Raw genomic sequence first — 18,121 nt, 5'->3', positions numbered from 1 at the left:
GGGCGGCGAACCGCCCGGCCTCCGCGCGGTTGCGACCGATCAGTTCTCGTACGCCGCTTCGCCGTGCGAGGTGATGTCGAGGCCTTCGCGCTCGGCCTCCTCCGGCACGCGCAGGCCGACCACGGCCTTGACGATCGCGAACGCGAGCAGCGACACGACGCCCGACCAGACGATCGTCACGCCGACGCCGAGCGCCTGCACGCCGACCTGTTTCGCGATCGAGAAGTCCTCGGCGCCGAAGCCACCCAGCGCCGGCGCGGTGAACACGCCGGTCAGCAGCGCGCCGACGATGCCGCCGAGCCCGTGCACGCCGAACACGTCGAGCGAGTCGTCGACGCGCAGCAGGCGCTTCAACCCGGTGACGCCCCACACGCACAGCACGCCGGCGATCGCGCCGATCGCGATCGCGCCCAGCGGCCCGACCGTGCCGCAGGCCGGGGTGATCGCGACCAGCCCTGCGACCACGCCGGACGCGCCGCCGAGCATCGACGGCTTGCCCTTGATCACCGCCTCGACCAGGCTCCACGCCAGCGCCGCGGCGGCCGTGGCCAGCAGCGTGTTGAGGAATGCCAGCGCCGCGCCGGAGGTCGCCTCGAGGTTGGAGCCGGCGTTGAATCCGAACCAGCCGACCCACAGCAGCGACGCGCCGATCATCGTGAAGGTCACGTTGTGCGGCTTGATCGCTTCGCGCCCGTAGCCCACGCGCTTGCCGACCAGGTACGCACCGACCAGCGCGGCGACGCCGGCGTTGATGTGCACCACGGTGCCGCCGGCGAAGTCGATCGCGCCCTTGGCGAACAGCCAGCCGTCCGGCGCGTACCAGACCATGTGCGCGATCGGCAGGTAGGCGAACGTGAACCACAGCGCCGAGAACAGCAGCACCGCGCGGAACTTGATGCGCTCGGCGAACGCGCCGACGATCAGCGCCCCGGTGATGCCGGCGAACGTCGACTGGAACGCGACGAACACGTACTCCGGCAGCGACACGCCGGCGGTGAACGTCGCCGCCAGCGAGTCCTTGCTGACGCCGGCCAGGAACAGCTTGTCGAAGGTTCCGATGAATGCGCCGCCGCCGGCGAACGCCAGCGAGTAGCCGTAGGCCACCCACAGCAGCACGATCATCGAGAACACCGCCAGCACCTGCATCAGCACCGACAGCACGTTCTTGCTGCGCACCAGCCCGCCGTAGAACAGCGCCAGCCCCGGCACGGTCATCAGCAGCACCAGCAGCGTCGACGTCAGCATCCACGCGACGTCGCCCTTGTCGACCACCTGTTCGACCGCGGGCGCGGCCTCGGCCGCGGTCTCGAGGACGGCGACGGCTTCCTGCGCGTGCGCGGCGCCGAAGGCGAGCGCCGCGACCGCGACCGCGACGCGCAGCGCGTGCCGCGTCGCACCTCCGGCTCGACCGGCAACCGTGGCTGGAGCCGCGGTTGGCGCCTGCCCGCGGGGTTCGTCAATGCAAACGTTCATGGGAGTCCTCGCGGTCGTGTTCACAGGGCGTCCTCGTCGAGTTCGCCGGTGCGGATGCGGATGGCCTGGTCGAGCGCCTGCACGAAGATCTTTCCGTCGCCGACCTTGTCGGTGCGCGCGGCGAGCTGGATCGCTTCGAGCGCGGCCTCGAGCAGCGCGTCCGGGACGGCGCACTCGAGCTTGAGCTTGGGCAGGAAATCGACGACGTACTCGGCGCCGCGGTACAGCTCGGTGTGGCCCTTCTGCCGGCCGAAGCCCTTGACCTCGGTAACGGTGATGCCCGACACGCCGACCTCGCTGAGGGCTTCGCGCACCTCGTCGAGCTTGAACGGCCGGATGATCGCGGTGATCAGTTTCATCTTTCAGCTCCGGTGGGAATGGCGCGGCTCAGAACGACTTGCCCAGCGTCAGCACGAACGCGTCGTCGCCGAGGAAGTTGCCGTAGGGGTTGGTGTAGAGCGGCTCGTCGGCGTCGGTGCCGGTGTAGGCCACCGCGACGGAGAACCCGCCGTCGAACGTCTTGGTGACGCCGAGCTTCCAGTCGGCGTACTCGAACGCCTCGTTGTTCTCGATCCACTGCTTGCCGCCGTGGACGTTGAGCGTCCAGGTCGGCACGAACTCCCAGTTCGCCGAGACGTCGAGGTAGCCGCTGCCGTCCGAGTCGGCGTAGCCGAACAGGTCGGTGAGGGCGTACGAGTACTTCGCCGAGACGATGCCGGCGCTGACGCCGACGTAGAGCTCGGCGGTGTCGGGGCTGTTGAAGCCCGCCGGGTAGTCACCCGGGTACCAGTAGTACAGCGCGCCGACGTCGAACTTCACCGTGTCGGTGAACACGCTGGGCAGGAGCTGCCCCCGATAGCCGGCGTAGGCGTCGAGCTCGACGCTGCTGGACACCGGCGCGCCGACGGACGACAGGTCCGACAGCCAGCTGACGTTGCTGCCCCAGCCGCCGACGTAGAACCCCGCGTCGGTGGCGAATTCCAGGCCGGCCTGCAGCGCGGGCTCCTGGTTGGTTTGCGAAATGCCGCGAAACACGTAGTCGCTGGTCAGCGTCACGCTGCCGGCGGCGCCGGCGTGTGCGCTGGCCATGCCCAGGCCGAAGACCACGAACGTGGCGAGGGTGGCGAGTGAAAGCGTGGTGCGATGGTTTCGAGACGACATGACGCAGGCTCCTCATAAGCGGTGGCCCCTCCCCGGTCATTGCTTCGTGCTCTTGCAACGCGGACGCCGTGTGCCCGGTTCCGCGTTATCTCGGGACGCACTCGCCTGGCGGCGGGCATCGCCCGTCGATCTGGTTCACCTCGTTGCGGTGGGATGGTGGACAGGCCCGCGACGCGTTCGACGGCGCCGCGACGGCCGATGGAAGGGCCAACAACAACGCGGCCCGGGGGAACACCCCGGGCCGCGTTTGAATCAATTCGTGCCGTGCACCGCGCGCGCCAGTCGCCGGGACGCCCACGCGCTCAGGCCGCGTGGCGTGGAGCCGGCCAGCGGCCGGCTCCTCGTGCTCGACGCCCGATGCGCGCGATCGCCCATCAGATCGCGTAGTACATCCGGTATTCGAGCGGGCGAGGTGCGGACGCCTGCGCGGCACTGCCGCGCGTCCGCAGCGAACGCCCGGCGCGCTGCGCCGGGCCGGACAACCGCCGGCCCAACGCGTCGCTGCTGGCGCGCCCGGTCGAGCATCAGATCGCGTAGTACATCTGGTATTCGAGCGGATGCGTCGCCGCGCGGAACGCGGTGACCTCCTTCATCTTCAGCGCGATGTAGCCGTCGATGAAGTCGTCGGTGAACACGCCGCCGGCCTTGAGGAAGTCGCGGTCCTTGTCCAGCGCTTCCAGCGCCTGGTCCAGCGAGTGGCACACGGTCGGGATGTTCTTCTCTTCCTCCGGCGGCAGGTCGTACAGGTCCTTGTCGCTCGGCGCGCCGGGGTCGATCTGGTTCTTGATGCCGTCCAGGCCGGCCATCATCAGCGCGGCGAAGATCAGGTAGCCGGAGTTCATCGGATCCGGGAAGCGGATCTCGATGCGGCGCGCCTTCGGGTTGGCCACGTACGGGATGCGGCACGACGCCGAGCGGTTGCGCGCCGAGTAGGCCAGCATCACCGGCGCCTCGAAGCCCGGCACCAGGCGCTTGTACGAGTTGGTCGTCGAGTTGGCGAACGCGTTGATCGCGCGGGCGTGCTTGAAGATGCCGCCGATGTACCACAGCGCCGTCTGCGACAGGCCGCCGTAGCCGTCGCCGGAGAACAGGTTGACGCCGCCCTTGGCCAGCGACTGGTGCACGTGCATGCCGCTGCCGTTGTCGCCGACGATCGGCTTGGGCATGAACGTCGCGGTCTTGCCGTTGCGGTGGGCGACGTTCTTGATGACGTACTTCATCGTCAGCAGCTCGTCGGCCTTCTTGACGAGCGAGCTGAACTTGGTGCCGATCTCGCACTGGCCGGCGTTGGCGACCTCGTGGTGGTGCACCTCGACCTCGATGCCGACCTGCTCGAGCGTCTTGCACATCTCGGCGCGGATGTCGTGCAGCGAGTCCAGCGGCGCGACCGGGAAGTAGCCGCCCTTAACGCCCGGCCGGTAGCCGGTGTTGCCGCCCTCGTACTCGCGGCCGGAGTTCCACGCGGCCTCTTCGGAGTCGACGTGGAAGAAGGTGTGGCCCATCTCGTTGGCGTAGCGGACCGAATCGAAGATGAAGAACTCCGGCTCCGGGCCGAAGAACGCCTGCTCGGCGATGCCGCTGGACTTCAGGTAGGCCTCGGCGCGCTTGGCGACGCCGCGCGGGTCGCGCGAGTAGGCCTGCATCGTGGCCGGGTCGAGGATGTCGCAGGTCAGCACCAGCGTCGGGTCGGCGGTGAACGGATCGAGGAACGCGGTCGACGGGTCCGGCAGCAGGACCATGTCGGACTCGTTGATGCCCTTCCAGCCGCTGATCGAGCTGCCGTCGAACATCTTGCCGTCCTCGAACAGCGCCGGCTCGATGATCGACTTCGGGTAGGTCACGTGGTGCTGCACGCCGCGCATGTCGGCGAAGCGCAGGTCGATGAATTCGACCTTGTGGTCACGGATCAGCTTTTCGACGTGCTCGTACGACATTGCGGCGGACACCTTGCGTGGACTGGGATGCCAGTATCAAAGCAAGCGGCGTGCCAAGTCTTGGCCCGGTCTAAGTGACTGATCTGTAACGCAAGCGCGCTGCCGCGCTGCCGCATCTGCCCCAAACAGAAGCAGTCCTCATTGCAATCTGCACCGCTTTGGTGCGCGGCGCGTTCGGCTATGCTGGCGCGCGTTTTCGCCCGTCCCGATGCCTGCCCCGGACCCCCGCATGACCGACCTGCTCGCCGCGCTGCTGCTCGGCATCATCGAAGGCATCACCGAGTTCCTGCCGATCTCCAGCACCGGCCACCTGCTGATCGCCCAGCACTGGCTCGGCCCGCGCAGCGACCTGTTCAACATCTCGATCCAGGCCGGCGCGATCCTCGCGGTGGTGCTGATCTACCGCGAGCGGCTGTGGCAGCTGGCGATGAGCTTCCTGCGCCCGCACGCGCCGCGCGAGGGCGCGCTGGCGACCGTGTACGGCCAGCCGCCTCGCGACTACGCGTACAAGCTGGCGACCGCGTTCGGGGTGACCGCAGTGCTCGGCGTGCTGGTCAAGCAGCTCGGCTTCGAGCTGCCCGACGAGGTCGCACCGGTCGCGTGGGCGCTGGTGCTCGGCGGCGTGTGGATGATCGCGGCCGAGCACTTCGCCGCGCGCCGCGCGAAGGCGCTCGGCGAGCGCAGCGCTATCACGTGGAACGTGGCCGTGCTGGTCGGCATCGCCCAGGTCGTCGCCGGCGTGTTTCCCGGCACCTCGCGTTCGGCGGCGACGATCTTCGTCGCGCTGCTGGCCGGCACCACCCACCGCGCCGCGGCCACCGAGTTCGCGTTCCTGGTCGGGATCCCGACGATGTTCGCCGCGACCGCGTACGAGCTGCTTGACGTGGCCGGCACGCCGGCAGCGGCCAACGAGGACTGGGCCGCGCTGGCGGTGGCGTTCGTCGCGTCGGCGGTCACGGCCTTCCTCGCGGTGAAGTGGCTGCTGCGCTACATCCAGACCCACCGCTTCACCGCGTTCGCGATCTACCGCTTCGTGCTCGGCGCCGCGCTGCTGCTGCTGGTGCCGTCGGGCTCCTGATCCGCGCCCCGGCGCGGCCGCTCAGGCCGACCACGCGCGCCAGGCGAGGCGCGCCAGCCACGCCAGCGCGACCGCCCACAGCGCGACGATGACGGCCACCGCCGCGGCGCTCGACGGGCGCACGTCCGCGGTCGCGGCGCGCGCGCGGGCCGCCTCGAGCACCGCCGGCGGCGTCAGCCGCACCACCAGCGCGATGCCCAGCGGCAGCAGGACCAGGTCGTCGAGCAGCCCGAGCACCGGGATGACGTCGGGGATCAGGTCGATCGGGCTCAGCGCGTAGGCCGCGATCGCCAGCGCCAGCGCGCGCACCGGCCACGGCAGGCGCGGGTCGCGGGCGGCGAAATAGACGGTCAGCACGTCGCGCTTCAACGCCGCGACGCGCGCACGCCAGCCCGGTCGGCTCATCGCGGGATCGGCATCGTGGCCGCCACGCGGCGCGCGGCGGCCGCGCCGCTCAGCCTTGGACTGACGGGTTCAGCGAGTAGGTCGCGTGGATTGCGACCTCGTCGAGCACGTGGCCGTGCATCGCGCGCTGCACGTCGGCGGCGGTGAAGCGCTCCGGCAGGTCGAGCGTGGCGACGTCGAGCGCGTACAGGCGGAAGAAATAGCGGTGCAGGCGCAGGTCGTTCGGCGGCGGAAACGGGCCGTCGTAGCCGCGCCAGTCGCCGGCCATCGCCGGGTCGCCGGCGAACCAGCCGGTGTAGTCGTTGAGCCCCTGCCGGCTGCCGGCCGGGCCGTCGGGCGCGGCCTCGCCGTGCGGCACGACGCCGTCGCTGCACGCACCGGCGGCGATCGCGCGCAGGTCGGCGGCGAGGTCGACGATCGCCCAGTGGACGAAGTCGCAGCGCGGCTGGTCGGCCGGGATCTGCACGTCGTCGCGGCCGACCATCTCCGGCACCGTCGGCACGTCGGGGTCGATGCACAGCAGCGCGAACGAGCGCGTGCCGGCCGGCACGTCGTCCCACGCCAGGTGCGGGTTGCGGTTCGGCGCGAAGCCGACGCCGTCGGCGGTGCGCTGGCCGGCGGCGAATTCGGCCGGCAGGCGGTGGCGGTGTTCGAAGCTGTCGCTGTGGAGGCGCATGCGGGGCTCCTGCGAGGGGAAGTCGGTGCGCACCCGGCTCAGCGGGCGCAGGTGGTGCGGCCGTCGGTCTCGCTGGCGCCGCGCGGGCAGCGTGCCCGGATCGTCGCGAGGGTCGCGTCGCGGCGCGCGCGGGTCGCAGCCAGCCGCTGCGACCACTCGCGTTCGACCGTGGCGATCTCGGCGGCGACCGGCGCGGGGTCGGCCGCGCGCCGGCGCTTCTTCTCCAGCGCCTGCATCTGGCCGCTGCGCGCCTGCTCCAGCGCGGTGAGCTCCTGCTCGCTGGCGCGCACCCGGGCGAACAGCACCGACAGGTCCTGCGCGTCGCCGCGCGCACCTTCGCGCGCGCCGTCGCACGGGTGATCCTGGTACGCGACGCGGCCGCCGCTGCTGCACTTGTAGACGCCGTCGGCGGCGAACGCGGCCGACGGCGCGAGCGCGAACGCGACGACGGCAGCGACGAGTCCCCGGTGCAGCGCGCGGCGGGCAGGCAGGGCAGGCGTCATCGGGTGCGTCTCGGGTCGGTGGCCGCAGCAGTATCCGTCAGTCGGCGTAGCCGAGGCGACGGGCGACCGGGGCCAGCGTGGCGAAGGCCGCGGCGAGCGGTTCGGCGTAGGCGCGCCAGTGGCCGGCGGCGAAGCGCACCGGACCGAGCGCCTCGGCCGGCACCGTCGGCAGCGAGAACTCGAGCGCGTCGCCGACCGCCTGCGCCAGCGCGACCGGGTCGGCGGCGATGTCGTCCATCTTCACCAGGCGGTGCGGGAACAGCTCGCCCTCGTGCACGTCCGCGATCTGCCCGAGCATCGTCGCCAGCCACTGCGCGCCGACCTCCGGCGAGGCCAGCGCGAACGGCGCCGGCGAGCCGTGCGCCAGCCACTCGAGCAGCATGTCGCGCGGGTCGCGCACGGCAAACATCACCACCGCCTCCGGCAGGTGCGGGCGCAGCGCGTGCAGCAGCGCGTTGTCCCACCACAGCAGCCAGTCGAACACCTGGCCGTCGTCGATGCCGCGGCCCGGCAGCGCCGCGCGCCACTCGGCGACCAGCGCGGCGCCGTCGAGCTGGCCGTCGACCAGCGCCTGCGCGGTGCCGTAGCGCTGCAGCGCGTCGGTCGGCGGCGTCGCGCCGTAGCGGTCGGCGCGCAGCGGGCCGCCGGTCATCTCGAAGTTCAGCGCGATGCGCTCGACCAGCGAACCCGGCGCGCCCCACAGCCACAGCACCGCCGGGGCCGGGTCCGGCACCGGCGCCAGCGGCGGCAGTTCGCCGAGCGCGTCGGTCGGCGTCGGCAGCGGCAGGCGGCGGTCGACGACCTCCGCGTGCAGCCCCGCCCACGTCGCCACGGCCGCGGCGCGGTCGCCCGCGGCGTCGAACGCGTGGCCGAGCAGCTGGCGCAGCGAGCGCTTGACGTTCGGGTCCTCGGCGCGGCCGAGCAGGTCCTGCACGCGCGCGATCGCGGCGGTCGGCTCGCGCCGCATCAGCCCGTCGAGCACGCGCAGCTCGGCCTGGGTGTGGCCGGGCTCGAGCTCGGTGATGCGCCGGGCGACGGCCTCGGCCGCGCCGGCGTCGCCGGCGACGTCGTGCAGCGTGACCTGCGCCTCCAGCGACGGGATGAAGTCCGGCATCGCCTCGATCCAGCGCTGCACGATCGCGCGCGCCTCGTCGCCGGCGAACGGCTCGACCGCCAGCCGCGCGTGCCACAGTCCGGGCTCGCGCGGGTGCTCGGCCAGCGCCTGGTCCAGCGCCTGGCGGGCGCCGTCCTGGTCACCGAGCCGGCGCCACGCTTCGACCAGCCCGCCGAGCGTGCGCGGGTTGCCCGGCTGCGCGGCGAACGCGGTCAGCAGGCGCTCGAGCGCGCGCTCGTTGCGTCCGGCTTCGAGCTCCATCTCGCCGACCAGCATGTGCAGCGCCGGCGACGCGTCGTCGCCGTCGAGCAGCGGCAGCAGTTCGTCGGCGGCCTCGGCGGCGCGGCCCTGGCGGCGCACGACGTCGGCGACCAGCGCGCGCAGCGGGCGCGACGCCGGGTCGCGTTCGAGCATGCCGCGGAACGCCTGCTCGGCGAACGCGAAGTGGCCCTTGGCCAGGTAAGCGAAGCCGAGCGCGTGGCGCAGCTGCGGCTCGTCCGGGAAGCGCGACGACGCGGTGCTGAGGATCGCCAGGCTCCGGTCGGCATCGCCGCGGCGCAGCGCGAGCGTGCCTTCGATCGCCGCCACGTGCGGGTGCTCGGGCGCGATGCGCGCGGCGATGCGGCTGATGCGCTCGGCCTCGTCGAGGTCGCCGCGGCCGATCGCCAGCTGCGCCTGCACGATGTACGCCGGGAACTGGTTCGGGTCCAAACCAATCGTGCGGGCGAGCGCGGCCTGCGCCTCGTCGACCTGGCGCTCGGCCAGCAGCAGGCCGGCGCGCTCGAGGTGCAGGCTGGCGTCGTCCGGGGCCAGGCCGAGCGCGTGGTCCACCGCGGCGATCGCGCCGGCGCGGTCGCCGCCGAGCCGCAGCGCCGCGGCGAGCAGCCGGTGCGCGGTCGGGTCGTTCGGCTGCGCGGCAACGAGGTCGCGGGCGGCCGCGAGGGCGCCGGTGGCATCGCCGCCGCGCAGGGCCTGGAGGGTCGGTTCGTACATGGACGGCTCTGGATTCGTGACGTAAGCGGTCGATTGTAGCGGCGCGGCACGGCCCGACGCCGGCTGCCGCACGGCTGAACGCGGCACCCGCCGAAGGTCGATGGGTCGGGGCCGTCAGCGCAGGCTACGATCGGCGCCCGTCTTCCGCCGTGCCGAGGTCCGTCCATGCGCCGCCTGCTCAGCCTTACCGTGGCCCTGTGCCTGCCGCTGACGGCCGTCGCGGCCGACCGCATCACCGGGCAGCCGTTCGCGACGCGCAGCGAGGTCTACGCGCCGAGCGCGATCGCCGCGACCTCGCACCCGCTGGCGACCCAGATCGCGCTCGACGTGATGAAGGCGGGCGGCAGCGCGATGGACGCGGCGATCGCCGCCAACGCCGCGCTCGGGCTGATGGAGCCGACCGGCAACGGCATCGGCGGCGACCTGTTCGCGATCGTCTGGGACCCGAAGACGAAGAAGCTGCACGGCTACAACGGCTCCGGCCGCTCGCCGAAGGCGCTGACGCTGGCCGAGTTCCAGCGCCGCGGGCTGACCGACATACCGCCGCACGGCCCACTGCCGGTGACGGTGCCGGGCACCGTCGACGCGTGGTTCGCGCTGCACGCGCGCTTCGGCAGGCGGACGATGGCGCAGAACCTCGCGCCGACGATCGCGTACGCGCGCAACGGCCACCCCGTGCACGAGACCATCGCCTACTACTGGAACCGCTCGGTGCCGGTGCTCGGCAAGTGGCCCGGCTTCACCGAGCAGTTCACCGTCGACGGCGGCCAGGACGGGCGCCGCGCGCCGCGCACCGGCGAGACGTGGAAGAACCCGAACCTGGCCGACACGCTGCAGGCGATCGCCGACGGCGGACGCGACGCGTTCTACAAGGGCGCGATCGCGCGCACGATCGACGCGTACTTCAAGGCAAACGACGGCTTCCTGGCCTATGAGGACCTTGCCGCGCACGCCGGCGAGTGGGTCGAGCCGGTCAGCACCAACTACCGCGGCGTCGACGTGTGGGAGCTGCCGCCGAACGGCCAGGGCATCGCCGCGCTGCAGATCCTCAACCTGCTCGAGCCGTACGACCTGAAGTCGTACGGCTTCGGCAGCCCGGAGCACGTGCACCTGTTCACCGAGGCCAAGAAGCTCGCGTTCGCCGACCGCGCCGCGTCGTACGCCGACCCGGACTACTACAAGGCGCCGACCGCGCGGCTGATCTCGAAGGCTTACGCGCGCGAGCGCGGCAAGCTGATCTCGCTGGACCGTGCCGCGCGCGCGGCCGAACCGGGCGTGATCCCCGAGCTCAACGAGGGCGACACGATCTACCTGACCACCGCCGACGCGGACGGCATGATGGTCTCGCTGATCCAGTCGAACTACCGCGGCATGGGCAGCGGCATGGCGCCGCCGGGGCTGGGCTTCATCTTCCAGGACCGCGGCGAGCAGTTCGTCCTCAAGGAAGGCCACGCCAACACGTTCGCGCCGGGCAAGCGCCCGTTCCACACGATCATCCCGGCGTTCGCGACCAAGGGCGGCAAGCCGTGGCTCAGCTTCGGCGTGATGGGCGGCGCGATGCAGCCGCAGGGCCACGCGCAGATCATCATGAACCTCGTCGACTTCGGCATGAACCTGCAGGAGGCCGGCGACGCGCCGCGCATCCAGCACGACGGCTCGACCGACCCGGCCGGGCAGGCGACCGCGATGGCCGACGGCGGCGAGCTCGACCTCGAATCGGGCTTCCCGTACGAGACCGTGCGCGCGCTGATGCGCAAGGGCCACTCGGTGCGCTTTGCCGACGGCCCGTACGGCGGCTACCAGGCGATCATGGTCAACCCGAACGGCGGCTACGTCGGCGCCAGCGAATCGCGCAAGGACGGCCAGGCCGCCGGGTACTGAGCGGGCGGGCATCGAGCCGACACCCATGATCAACCCCGCGATCGACGTCCGGGCCTGGCACGACGCGCTGGCGCGCGATCGCCGGGTGCAGGTGCCGGAGTTCCTGCAGCCCGACGCCGCCGAGCGACTGCGCGGCTGCCTCGCCGACGAGGTGCCGTGGACGCTGGCGCTGCGCGACGCGGCCGGCGCGCGCACGATCGCGCACGCGGCGTACGCGGCGATGCCCGCAGGCGATCGCGACGCACTGCTGCACGACATCGCCCGCGATGCCGGCGACGCGTTCCGCTTCGCCTACGACAGCTACATGATGGTGACGGCCTACCGCGAGGGCCGCGATCCGGACCTGCTGCTGCACCGCGTGCTCGAGCTGTTCAACACGCCCGAGTACCTGGCCTTCATGCGCGCGCTGACCGGCGACGCGCGGGTGCGCCGGATCAACGCGCAGGCGACGCGCTACCGGCGCGGCCAGTTCCTTCGCGAGCACAACGACGAAGACGCCAGCGAAGGCCGGCTGTACGCGTACGTGCTGAACCTGACGCCGCACTGGCGCGCGGACTGGGGCGGCCTGCTGCAGTTCATCGGCGACGACGGCCGCGTGGTCGACACGATGCTGCCGCGCTGGAACGCGCTGTCGCTGTTCGCGGTGCCGGCCTCGCACGCGGTGTCGCTGGTCGCGCCGTGGGCGGGCCAGGACCGGCTCGCGATCACGGGGTGGCTGCTCGCGTGAGCGCTGCGGGCGCGGCGGCCGCGTTGCGGCAGGCGTGGACGGCGCTGCAGTGCGGTCGCCCCGATGAGGCGCGGGCGCTGTGCGAACAGGCGATCGCGACCGCACCGGCCGGCGTCGACGCATGGCGGATGCTCGCGATGGCGCGCCAGCAGCTCGGCGACGCCGCGGGCGCGGAGGCGGCGCTCGCGCGCGCGGCGGCGCTGCGCCCGGACGATGCGGCGATCGCATTCGAGTTCGGCAGCGTGCGCCTGCAGCGCGGCGACGCGGACGGCGCGATCGCGCCATTGCGCGCGGCGATGGCCGGCCTGCCGGCCGAGCCGCGCGCCGCGTTCCGCTACGGCACGGCTGCGTTCGTGCTGGGGCGCTTCGACGCGGCCGTCGACGGCTTCGCCGCCGCGACGGCGCGCGACCCGCAGTGGGTCGAAGCGTGGAACAACCTCGCCGCGGCGCACGGCCGACTGCAGCAGTACCCGGCCGCGATCGTCGCCGCGCGCGCGGCGCTGGCGCTGCGCCCCGACGCGGCCGGCGCGCACCAGGCGCTGGCCGCGCTGCTGTCGAACCTCTTCGACCGCCCGTCGCTGGAGCAGGGGCTGGCGCACGCGCTGCGCGCGCTCGCGCTCGACCCGGCGTTGGCCGAGGCGCACCGCAATGCGGCGGTGCTGCTGCGCAAGCTCGGCGAGCCGGCCCGGGCCGAGGCGCACGCCCGCCAGGCCTGCGCACTGGCGCCGGACGACGCCGACACCGTCGACACGCTCGGCGAGCAGCTGCTGCTGAACCAGCGCCCGGCCGACGCGGCCGCAACGTACGCGGCCGCGATCGCGCGCGGCGTCGACCGCCCGGCACTTCGCCGACAGCACGGCATCGCGCTGCTGCAGGATCGCCGCGCGGCCGAGGCGGTGGTCGCCCTCGACGATGCGCTGCTTCGGCAGCCGGACGACCAGCGGGCGATCGCGCACCTCGGGCTGGCGCTGGCCGCCGACGGCCGCGCCGACGCGGCGCTCGACCTGCTCGGGCTGCACCGGCACGTGCACGCGGTCGCGCTCGAGCCGCCGCCGCAGTTCGCCGACGCGGCGGCATTCCACGCCGCGCTCGCCGACGACATCCGCCGGCACAGCCAGCAGCGCTGGGAGCCGGCCGGGCTCGCCGCGCGCAATGCCTTCCTCAGCGGCGACCTGCTCACCGACCGCACCGCGGCGATCACCGGTTTCGAGCGGCGACTGCGCGAGGCGATCGACGCGTTCCTCGCCCGCTGCCGCGCGCTGCCGGACGCGCAGCGCGCCGGCGACGCGTTCCTGCGGCATGTGCCCGGCGCCTACCGGCTGCACGTGTGGGCGACCCAGGCCGCGCAGGCCGGCTACATCGACACCCACATCCACGAGGACTCGTGGCTGTCGGGCGCGTACTACGTGACGCTGCCGGACGCGATCGCCGACGAGGACCCGGCGCACGCCGGGTGGATCGAGTTCGGCCGCCCGTACGCGCACCTGCGCGGCTGGCCGGAGCACGCCGTGCGCACGGTGCGCCCGCGGGTCGGCACGCTGCTGCTGTTCCCGTCGTACCTGTTCCACCGGACGCTGCCGTACACCGGCCCCGGCGAGCGCATCAGCATCTCGTTCGACCTCGCCGCACGCTGACGGGCCCCAGGCCCGGCACCGGCCTCAGTCGGCCGGCACCGTGCGCGTGCGCGCCCACTCGCGCAGCGCGCCGACCTGCTCGGCCATGAGCACCGACAGCGGGCGGGTGTGCTTGAGCTCGGCGCGCAGGGTGAAGTCGTTCAGCGGCGCGCCGGCGGCGTGCGCGGTGTACAGCGCGGCGACGATCGCCTGCTCGATCTCGGCGCCCGAGAACCCGTCGCTGGCGATGGCCAGGCCCGGCAGGTCGAAGGCCTTCGGGTCCAGCGCGCGGCGCGCGAGGTGCAGCGCGAACAGCTGCTCGCGCGCGGCGGCGTCGGGCAGGTCGACGAAGAAAATTTCGTCGAAGCGACCCTTGCGCAGCAGCTCCGGCGGCAGCGCGTCGATCTGGTTCGCGGTGGCGACCAGGAACACCCGCGACTTGCGCTCTGCCATCCACGTCAGCAGGTAGCCGAGCACGCGCCGCGACACGCCGCCGTCGCCGTTGCCCTCGTCGGCGGCCAGGCCCTTCTCGATTTCGTCGATCCACAGCACGCACGGCTCGATCTGCTCGGCCGACGCGAGCGCGGCGCGCAGGTTCTTCTCGGTCTCGCCGTGGAACTTGTCGTACAGCGTGCCGAAGTCCAGCCGCACCAGCGGCACGCCGAAGCCGGCGGCGACCGCCTTGGCCAGCATCGACTTGCCGCAGCCCTGCACGCCGAGCAGCAGCACGCCCTTGGGCACGTCGAGCCCGGGCGGCGGCTCGCCACCGGTAAACACGCCGCGGCGCTGCTCGATCCAGCGCTTGAACCGGCGCGCGCCGGCGACGTCGTCCATGCGCGCGCTGTCGTACTCGTAGTGCAGGTGGCCGCTGCGGTTGAGCAGTTCGAACTTCAGCTTGGCCAGCTGCGGCAGGTCGGTCGGGCCGAGCGCGCCGTCGGCGTAGATCAGCTGGCGCGCGATGCGGCGCACGTCGACCGGATCGAGCCCGCGCAGGTTGCGCACGATCTGCTGCACCGCCTCGCCGTCGACCTCGACGCGCCGCCCGCCGTGCTCGCGCGCGTAGCCCTCGGCCTCCTCGCGGACGATCTTCAGCCGCGCGTTGGCGTCGGGCAGGGTCGGCACGTAGCGCACCGCCAGCCCCTCGAGGTCGGCCGGCAGCTCGACCTTGTGCCCGACCAGCACGACCACGTGCGGCTGGCAGTCGCGGCGCTCGACCAGGTCGCGCAGCTGGCGCTGGGTGCTGGCGTAGCCCAGGTACGGGTGCGCGTCGAACAGCAGGTAGATGCCGCGCTGGTCGGCGCTGCGGATCGCGTGCAGCGTGGTCGACGCGTCGGGCGCGACCTCGGGCGGGTCCTCGCGGTCGAGGTCGACGCGGCGCAGGCCCTCGGTGATCGACCAGCGATACAGCGCGCGCCACGCCTGCATCAGCGCCTGCCGGAACAGCTCGACCACGCGCGCCTCGTCGCGGGTCTCGATGACGATCAACGGCGTGTTGGCGCGGATCAGCGCGACCAGGTCCTGCAGTTCGCTCATGCGGCGGGGCGTCCTTGGTGAGCGCCGATCATAGCGAGCCGCCGCGCGTGTCCCACGCGCGCGATGGCGACGGCGTCGTGCCGGTCTTCGACCAAAGGCGGGCACCGTCGCGCTTGAGCGGCCCGCGCGCAGCCGCGACGATGGCGCGTCCCTTCCGCCGGCAGCCCCATGCAGTTCGTCGCCTTCGATGCGTTCGCCCTGGTGCTGGCCATGCTGGCGCTCGGCTACCTGTTCCAGCGCCTGCGCGTGCTGCCGGACTCGGCTGCGCAGACGCTGAACCTGGTGGTGCTGTACGTGTGCCTGCCCGCGGCGGTGCTGCGCTACGCACCGCGGCTGCAGCTGGAGCCTGCGCTGCTCGGCGTGGTCGCGGTGCCGTGGCTGCTGCTGGGCGCGACGGTGGTGCTGGTCGCGGCGCTGGCGCGGGTGATCGCGCTGCGCCACGACGAGCGCGCGGTGCTGCTGCTGACCGTCGCGCTCGGCAACACCAGCTTTCTCGGCTACCCGCTGACCCGCGCGCTGATCGGCGAGGCGGCGCTGCCGTACGCGGTGGTCTACGACCAGTTCGGCGCGTTCCTGATCCTGTCGACGTTCGGGCTGTGGGTGCTGGCCCGCTACGGCGGCGACGCGCGGCCGACGGCGCGGCAAATGGCGCTGCGGATCGTGCGCTTCCCGCCGCTGTGGGCGCTGGCGCTGGGCTTCACGGTGATGCCGGCCGAGCCGCCGGGCTGGATCGCCGGCGCGCTGCAGCGCCTGTCCGACGCGCTGCTGCCGCTGGCGATGCTGGCAATCGGCCTGTCGGTGCGCTTCGCGCTGCCGCGCGACGAACTCAAGCCGCTCGCCGCCGGGCTGGCGCTGAAGCTGGCGGTCATGCCGGCGCTGGCGGCGCTGGTCGTGCCGCTGCTCGGCCTGACCGGCGACATGGCGCGGACCACGGTGCTCGAGTCGGCGATGCCGTCGATGGTCACCGCCGGCGCGCTGGCGATCGCGCACAACCTCGCGCCGCGCCTGGCCGCGGCGATGGTCGGCTACGGCCTGCTGCTGTCGCTGCTGACGCTGCCGCTGTGGGCGATGTGGGGCGCGGGCGGTTAGATTCGGCAGCGGGGCGGGGGACGGCATGGAGCCGGACATGCACATCGGACGCGTTGCACGAAGCACCTTCTGCCTGCGACTGGGCGGCGCCGTGCTGCTGGCCGGCATGCTGGCCGCATGCACAGGTGCGCCGGAATCGGGCGGGACGGGAACGACGACCGCGGCGACCGCGCCGGAGCCGGCCGTTGCCGCCGCGCCCGCGCTGCCTGCGCGGACCGCGCCGAACACTGCGCGAGCCGGGGCTGCCGGCGTGGCGACCGCGCACGACGCCGCGATGGACGCCGCGGTCGAGCGCTGGAATGAGGAGCTGCGGGTCGGGCTGCAGGCCCGGCTCGCCGTGCTCGCCCAGCGCAGCGACGCCGAAGGTCGCGTGCTGTTCGCGCTGCTGTACCCGCTGGCGCAGGATCCTGCCGCGGGCGACGAGGACGCGACGTCGCCCGTCGCCGAGGCGCTCGGCGACGCCGCCCGGCTCGCGCCCGACGACCTGCTGGTCGCCCGGCTGGAGTTCGCCCACTGCCCTCGCGCCGCCACGGCGTGCAGCCGCACCGATGCCCTCGCCCGCTGGCAGCGGCTGGAGCCGGACAACGCCGTCGCGTGGCTGGCCGGCATCGGTGACGCGACGGCGGCGGGCGGGGACGAGGCCGCCGCGGCGCTGCTGGCGCGGGCGGCGCGGGCCGAGTACCACGACCTCGCGTACTTCGCCGACGCGCCGCTGGTGTACGCCGAGCTGCGGCGCATGCCGATGCCGCCGCGCAGCAAGGCGCTGGCGCGCGAACTCGGCGAGCGCTTCGGTGCGGGCGCTCCACTGGGGGATGACGACCTGCGCGCGGCGTGGGCGTCGCTGCCGTCGCTGGCGCGGCAAGTGGCAATGATCGGGCCGCACACGCTGTGCCGCGCGCCGGGCGCCGCCGTTGCGGCCGACTGCCGCGCTGTCCATCGGCTGCTGGCGGCTGGGGACACGCTGATCGAGCGGTCGATCGGCCTCAGCACGATGGCGCGGCTCAGCGCCGGCACCCCGGACGCGGCGTACTGGCAGGAGCAGCTGCGCCAGTTCAACTGGCTGCGCGCGGCCAGCGTCGGCCCGCACCACCCGTTTCCGGCGACGCTGCAGCGCCGCTGGGCGATCGGCGAAGTGCCGGCGCTGCAGGAGTGGCTCGCGGCCCAGGGCCGGGCGACCCCGCCGCCCGGCTGGCAGGCCCCGGGCCGCCGGTGACCGCCCTCACGCCGGCGGTGTAGGCTGCAAGCCCGTCCGGGGTGACCAGGGGTGCCGATGAAGATCGTGCTGGTGGCCAGTTCGAAGGGGGGCGTCGGCAAGACCACGATCGCCACCCACCTCGCCGCGCAGTCGGCGCTCGACGGCCTGCGCACCGCGCTGGTCGACGCCGATCCCCAGCACTCCTCGACCCGGTGGGCGCAGCGCCGCGCCGGCATGGAGAGCGCGGTGCTGCCGCTCGACGGCACCCGCCGCAAGGCCTGGCGCAAGCAGCTGCCCGACGACACCCAGCGCGTGGTGATCGACGCCGCGGCCGGCGCGATGGCCGACGAGCTCGGCCCGTTCCTCGACGTGGCCGACGCAGTCGTCGTCCCGGTCGCGCCGTCGACGCTCGACATCGAGGCCACCGTGCCGTTCCTGGATTCGCTCGCCCGCCACCCGCGCGTGCGCAAGGGCGACCTGCGCGTGGCGGTGGTCGGCAACAAGCTCAAGCCGTGGACCAACGCTTCCCAGCAGGCTGTCGAGCTGCTGAAGCAGTGGCCGTACCCGGTGGCCGCGCAGCTGCGCGACAGCCAGGCCTACGTGCTGATGACCGGGCTCGGCAAGAGCCTGTTCGACTACCACTCCGCGCAGGTGCTCGAGCACCAGGCCGACTGGGCGCCGCTGCTGAAGTGGCTCAAGCGCTGAACCGCCACCACATGCCATGCACCGGCGCGGCATGATGCTGT

Annotated in this window: 16 protein-coding genes; 7 read left to right on the top strand and 9 right to left on the bottom strand. The window is 73.0% G+C overall.

Features of this window, described 5'->3' with window-relative positions:
- Positions 1–39 precede the first annotated feature (39 nt).
- The 4 genes from D3A60_RS01370 to glnA all read right to left on the bottom strand — a co-directional run bounded on the left by D3A60_RS01370 (position 40) and on the right by glnA (position 4,568).
- On the bottom strand, positions 40–1,473 hold the full coding sequence (locus tag D3A60_RS01370) for an ammonium transporter (RefSeq protein WP_196778607.1): 1,434 nt from the start codon (positions 1,471–1,473) through the stop codon (positions 40–42).
- A 20-nt stretch (positions 1,474–1,493) separates the two neighbouring features.
- Positions 1,494–1,832 (bottom strand): P-II family nitrogen regulator, encoded by a 339-nt coding sequence (locus tag D3A60_RS01365; RefSeq protein WP_119716921.1) that lies wholly within the window; start codon positions 1,830–1,832, stop codon positions 1,494–1,496.
- Between the two features lie 28 nt (positions 1,833–1,860).
- The gene (locus D3A60_RS01360) at positions 1,861–2,634 is read right to left on the bottom strand and encodes a TorF family putative porin (RefSeq protein WP_119716920.1); all 774 of its coding nucleotides are present in this window, start codon (positions 2,632–2,634) and stop codon (positions 1,861–1,863) included.
- A gap of 524 nt (positions 2,635–3,158) precedes the next feature.
- Positions 3,159–4,568: a type I glutamate--ammonia ligase gene (glnA, locus tag D3A60_RS01355; RefSeq protein ID WP_119716919.1), complete on the bottom strand. Its 1,410-nt coding sequence runs from the start codon at positions 4,566–4,568 to the stop codon at positions 3,159–3,161.
- A 229-nt stretch (positions 4,569–4,797) separates the two neighbouring features.
- On the opposite strand from glnA, the gene D3A60_RS01350 reads away from it, so the two are divergent.
- On the top strand, positions 4,798–5,646 hold the full coding sequence (locus D3A60_RS01350) for an undecaprenyl-diphosphate phosphatase (protein ID WP_119716918.1): 849 nt from the start codon (positions 4,798–4,800) through the stop codon (positions 5,644–5,646).
- A 21-nt stretch (positions 5,647–5,667) separates the two neighbouring features.
- On the opposite strand, the gene D3A60_RS01345 is transcribed toward D3A60_RS01350, so the two are convergent.
- From D3A60_RS01345 to D3A60_RS01330, 4 genes are read right to left on the bottom strand one after another with little or no spacing between them, the layout of a single operon-like run.
- A complete protein-coding gene (locus D3A60_RS01345) occupies positions 5,668–6,051 on the bottom strand; it encodes a DUF1232 domain-containing protein (RefSeq protein ID WP_119716917.1) in 384 nt (127 codons plus the stop codon).
- A gap of 49 nt (positions 6,052–6,100) precedes the next feature.
- The gene (locus D3A60_RS01340) at positions 6,101–6,727 is read right to left on the bottom strand and encodes a YbhB/YbcL family Raf kinase inhibitor-like protein (RefSeq protein ID WP_119716916.1); all 627 of its coding nucleotides are present in this window, start codon (positions 6,725–6,727) and stop codon (positions 6,101–6,103) included.
- 38 nt (positions 6,728–6,765) lie between these two features.
- Complete coding sequence (locus D3A60_RS01335) at positions 6,766–7,230, bottom strand: hypothetical protein (protein ID WP_119716915.1); 465 nt, start codon at positions 7,228–7,230, stop codon at positions 6,766–6,768.
- Between the two features lie 37 nt (positions 7,231–7,267).
- On the bottom strand, positions 7,268–9,337 hold the full coding sequence (locus D3A60_RS01330; RefSeq protein ID WP_119716914.1) for a tetratricopeptide repeat protein: 2,070 nt from the start codon (positions 9,335–9,337) through the stop codon (positions 7,268–7,270).
- A 165-nt stretch (positions 9,338–9,502) separates the two neighbouring features.
- Here D3A60_RS01330 and ggt point away from each other — a divergent pair, with 165 nt between their 5' ends.
- Genes ggt through D3A60_RS01315 form a run of 3 tightly spaced genes read left to right on the top strand, consistent with a single transcriptional unit; the run spans position 9,503 to position 13,579 of the window.
- A complete protein-coding gene (gene ggt / locus D3A60_RS01325; protein ID WP_119716913.1) occupies positions 9,503–11,218 on the top strand; it encodes a gamma-glutamyltransferase in 1,716 nt (571 codons plus the stop codon).
- 25 nt (positions 11,219–11,243) lie between these two features.
- On the top strand, positions 11,244–11,945 hold the full coding sequence (locus tag D3A60_RS01320; RefSeq protein WP_119716912.1) for a 2OG-Fe(II) oxygenase: 702 nt from the start codon (positions 11,244–11,246) through the stop codon (positions 11,943–11,945).
- Complete coding sequence (locus tag D3A60_RS01315; RefSeq protein ID WP_119716911.1) at positions 11,942–13,579, top strand: putative 2OG-Fe(II) oxygenase; 1,638 nt, start codon at positions 11,942–11,944, stop codon at positions 13,577–13,579. Before D3A60_RS01320 ends, D3A60_RS01315 begins: the two co-directional genes overlap by 4 nt.
- A gap of 24 nt (positions 13,580–13,603) precedes the next feature.
- Here D3A60_RS01315 and D3A60_RS01310 read toward each other — a convergent pair whose 3' ends face one another.
- Positions 13,604–15,091, bottom strand: coding sequence for an AAA family ATPase (locus D3A60_RS01310; protein ID WP_119716910.1), 1,488 nt, complete (start codon positions 15,089–15,091; stop codon positions 13,604–13,606).
- A 168-nt stretch (positions 15,092–15,259) separates the two neighbouring features.
- Here D3A60_RS01310 and D3A60_RS01305 point away from each other — a divergent pair, with 168 nt between their 5' ends.
- The 3 genes from D3A60_RS01305 to D3A60_RS01295 all read left to right on the top strand — a co-directional run bounded on the left by D3A60_RS01305 (position 15,260) and on the right by D3A60_RS01295 (position 18,080).
- Positions 15,260–16,180, top strand: coding sequence for an AEC family transporter (locus D3A60_RS01305; RefSeq protein ID WP_119716909.1), 921 nt, complete (start codon positions 15,260–15,262; stop codon positions 16,178–16,180).
- A gap of 250 nt (positions 16,181–16,430) precedes the next feature.
- On the top strand, positions 16,431–17,393 hold the full coding sequence (locus D3A60_RS01300) for a hypothetical protein (RefSeq protein WP_157981365.1): 963 nt from the start codon (positions 16,431–16,433) through the stop codon (positions 17,391–17,393).
- Between the two features lie 57 nt (positions 17,394–17,450).
- Positions 17,451–18,080: a ParA family protein gene (locus D3A60_RS01295; protein ID WP_119716907.1), complete on the top strand. Its 630-nt coding sequence runs from the start codon at positions 17,451–17,453 to the stop codon at positions 18,078–18,080.
- Positions 18,081–18,121 lie beyond the last annotated feature (41 nt).

It is taken from the genome of Cognatilysobacter tabacisoli (assembly GCF_003586305.1).
Taxonomy (GTDB): domain Bacteria; phylum Pseudomonadota; class Gammaproteobacteria; order Xanthomonadales; family Xanthomonadaceae; genus Cognatilysobacter_A; species Cognatilysobacter_A tabacisoli.
This window is presented reverse-complemented; position numbering and strand designations above follow the sequence as displayed.

Coding starts and splice junctions, on each gene's coding strand:
- D3A60_RS01350 (WP_119716918.1), top strand. CDS start 4,798: ATGACCGACCTGCTCGCCGCGCTGCTGCTCGGCATCATCGAAGGCATC.
- D3A60_RS01340 (WP_119716916.1), bottom strand. CDS start 6,727: ATGCGCCTCCACAGCGACAGCTTCGAACACCGCCACCGCCTGCCGGCC.
- D3A60_RS01335 (WP_119716915.1), bottom strand. CDS start 7,230: ATGACGCCTGCCCTGCCTGCCCGCCGCGCGCTGCACCGGGGACTCGTC.
- ggt (WP_119716913.1), top strand. CDS start 9,503: ATGCGCCGCCTGCTCAGCCTTACCGTGGCCCTGTGCCTGCCGCTGACG.
- D3A60_RS01320 (WP_119716912.1), top strand. CDS start 11,244: ATGATCAACCCCGCGATCGACGTCCGGGCCTGGCACGACGCGCTGGCG.
- D3A60_RS01360 (WP_119716920.1), bottom strand. CDS start 2,634: ATGTCGTCTCGAAACCATCGCACCACGCTTTCACTCGCCACCCTCGCC.
- D3A60_RS01310 (WP_119716910.1), bottom strand. CDS start 15,091: ATGAGCGAACTGCAGGACCTGGTCGCGCTGATCCGCGCCAACACGCCG.
- D3A60_RS01365 (WP_119716921.1), bottom strand. CDS start 1,832: ATGAAACTGATCACCGCGATCATCCGGCCGTTCAAGCTCGACGAGGTG.
- D3A60_RS01305 (WP_119716909.1), top strand. CDS start 15,260: ATGCAGTTCGTCGCCTTCGATGCGTTCGCCCTGGTGCTGGCCATGCTG.
- D3A60_RS01370 (WP_196778607.1), bottom strand. CDS start 1,473: ATGAACGTTTGCATTGACGAACCCCGCGGGCAGGCGCCAACCGCGGCT.
- D3A60_RS01345 (WP_119716917.1), bottom strand. CDS start 6,051: ATGAGCCGACCGGGCTGGCGTGCGCGCGTCGCGGCGTTGAAGCGCGAC.
- D3A60_RS01330 (WP_119716914.1), bottom strand. CDS start 9,337: ATGTACGAACCGACCCTCCAGGCCCTGCGCGGCGGCGATGCCACCGGC.
- glnA (WP_119716919.1), bottom strand. CDS start 4,568: ATGTCGTACGAGCACGTCGAAAAGCTGATCCGTGACCACAAGGTCGAA.
- D3A60_RS01295 (WP_119716907.1), top strand. CDS start 17,451: ATGAAGATCGTGCTGGTGGCCAGTTCGAAGGGGGGCGTCGGCAAGACC.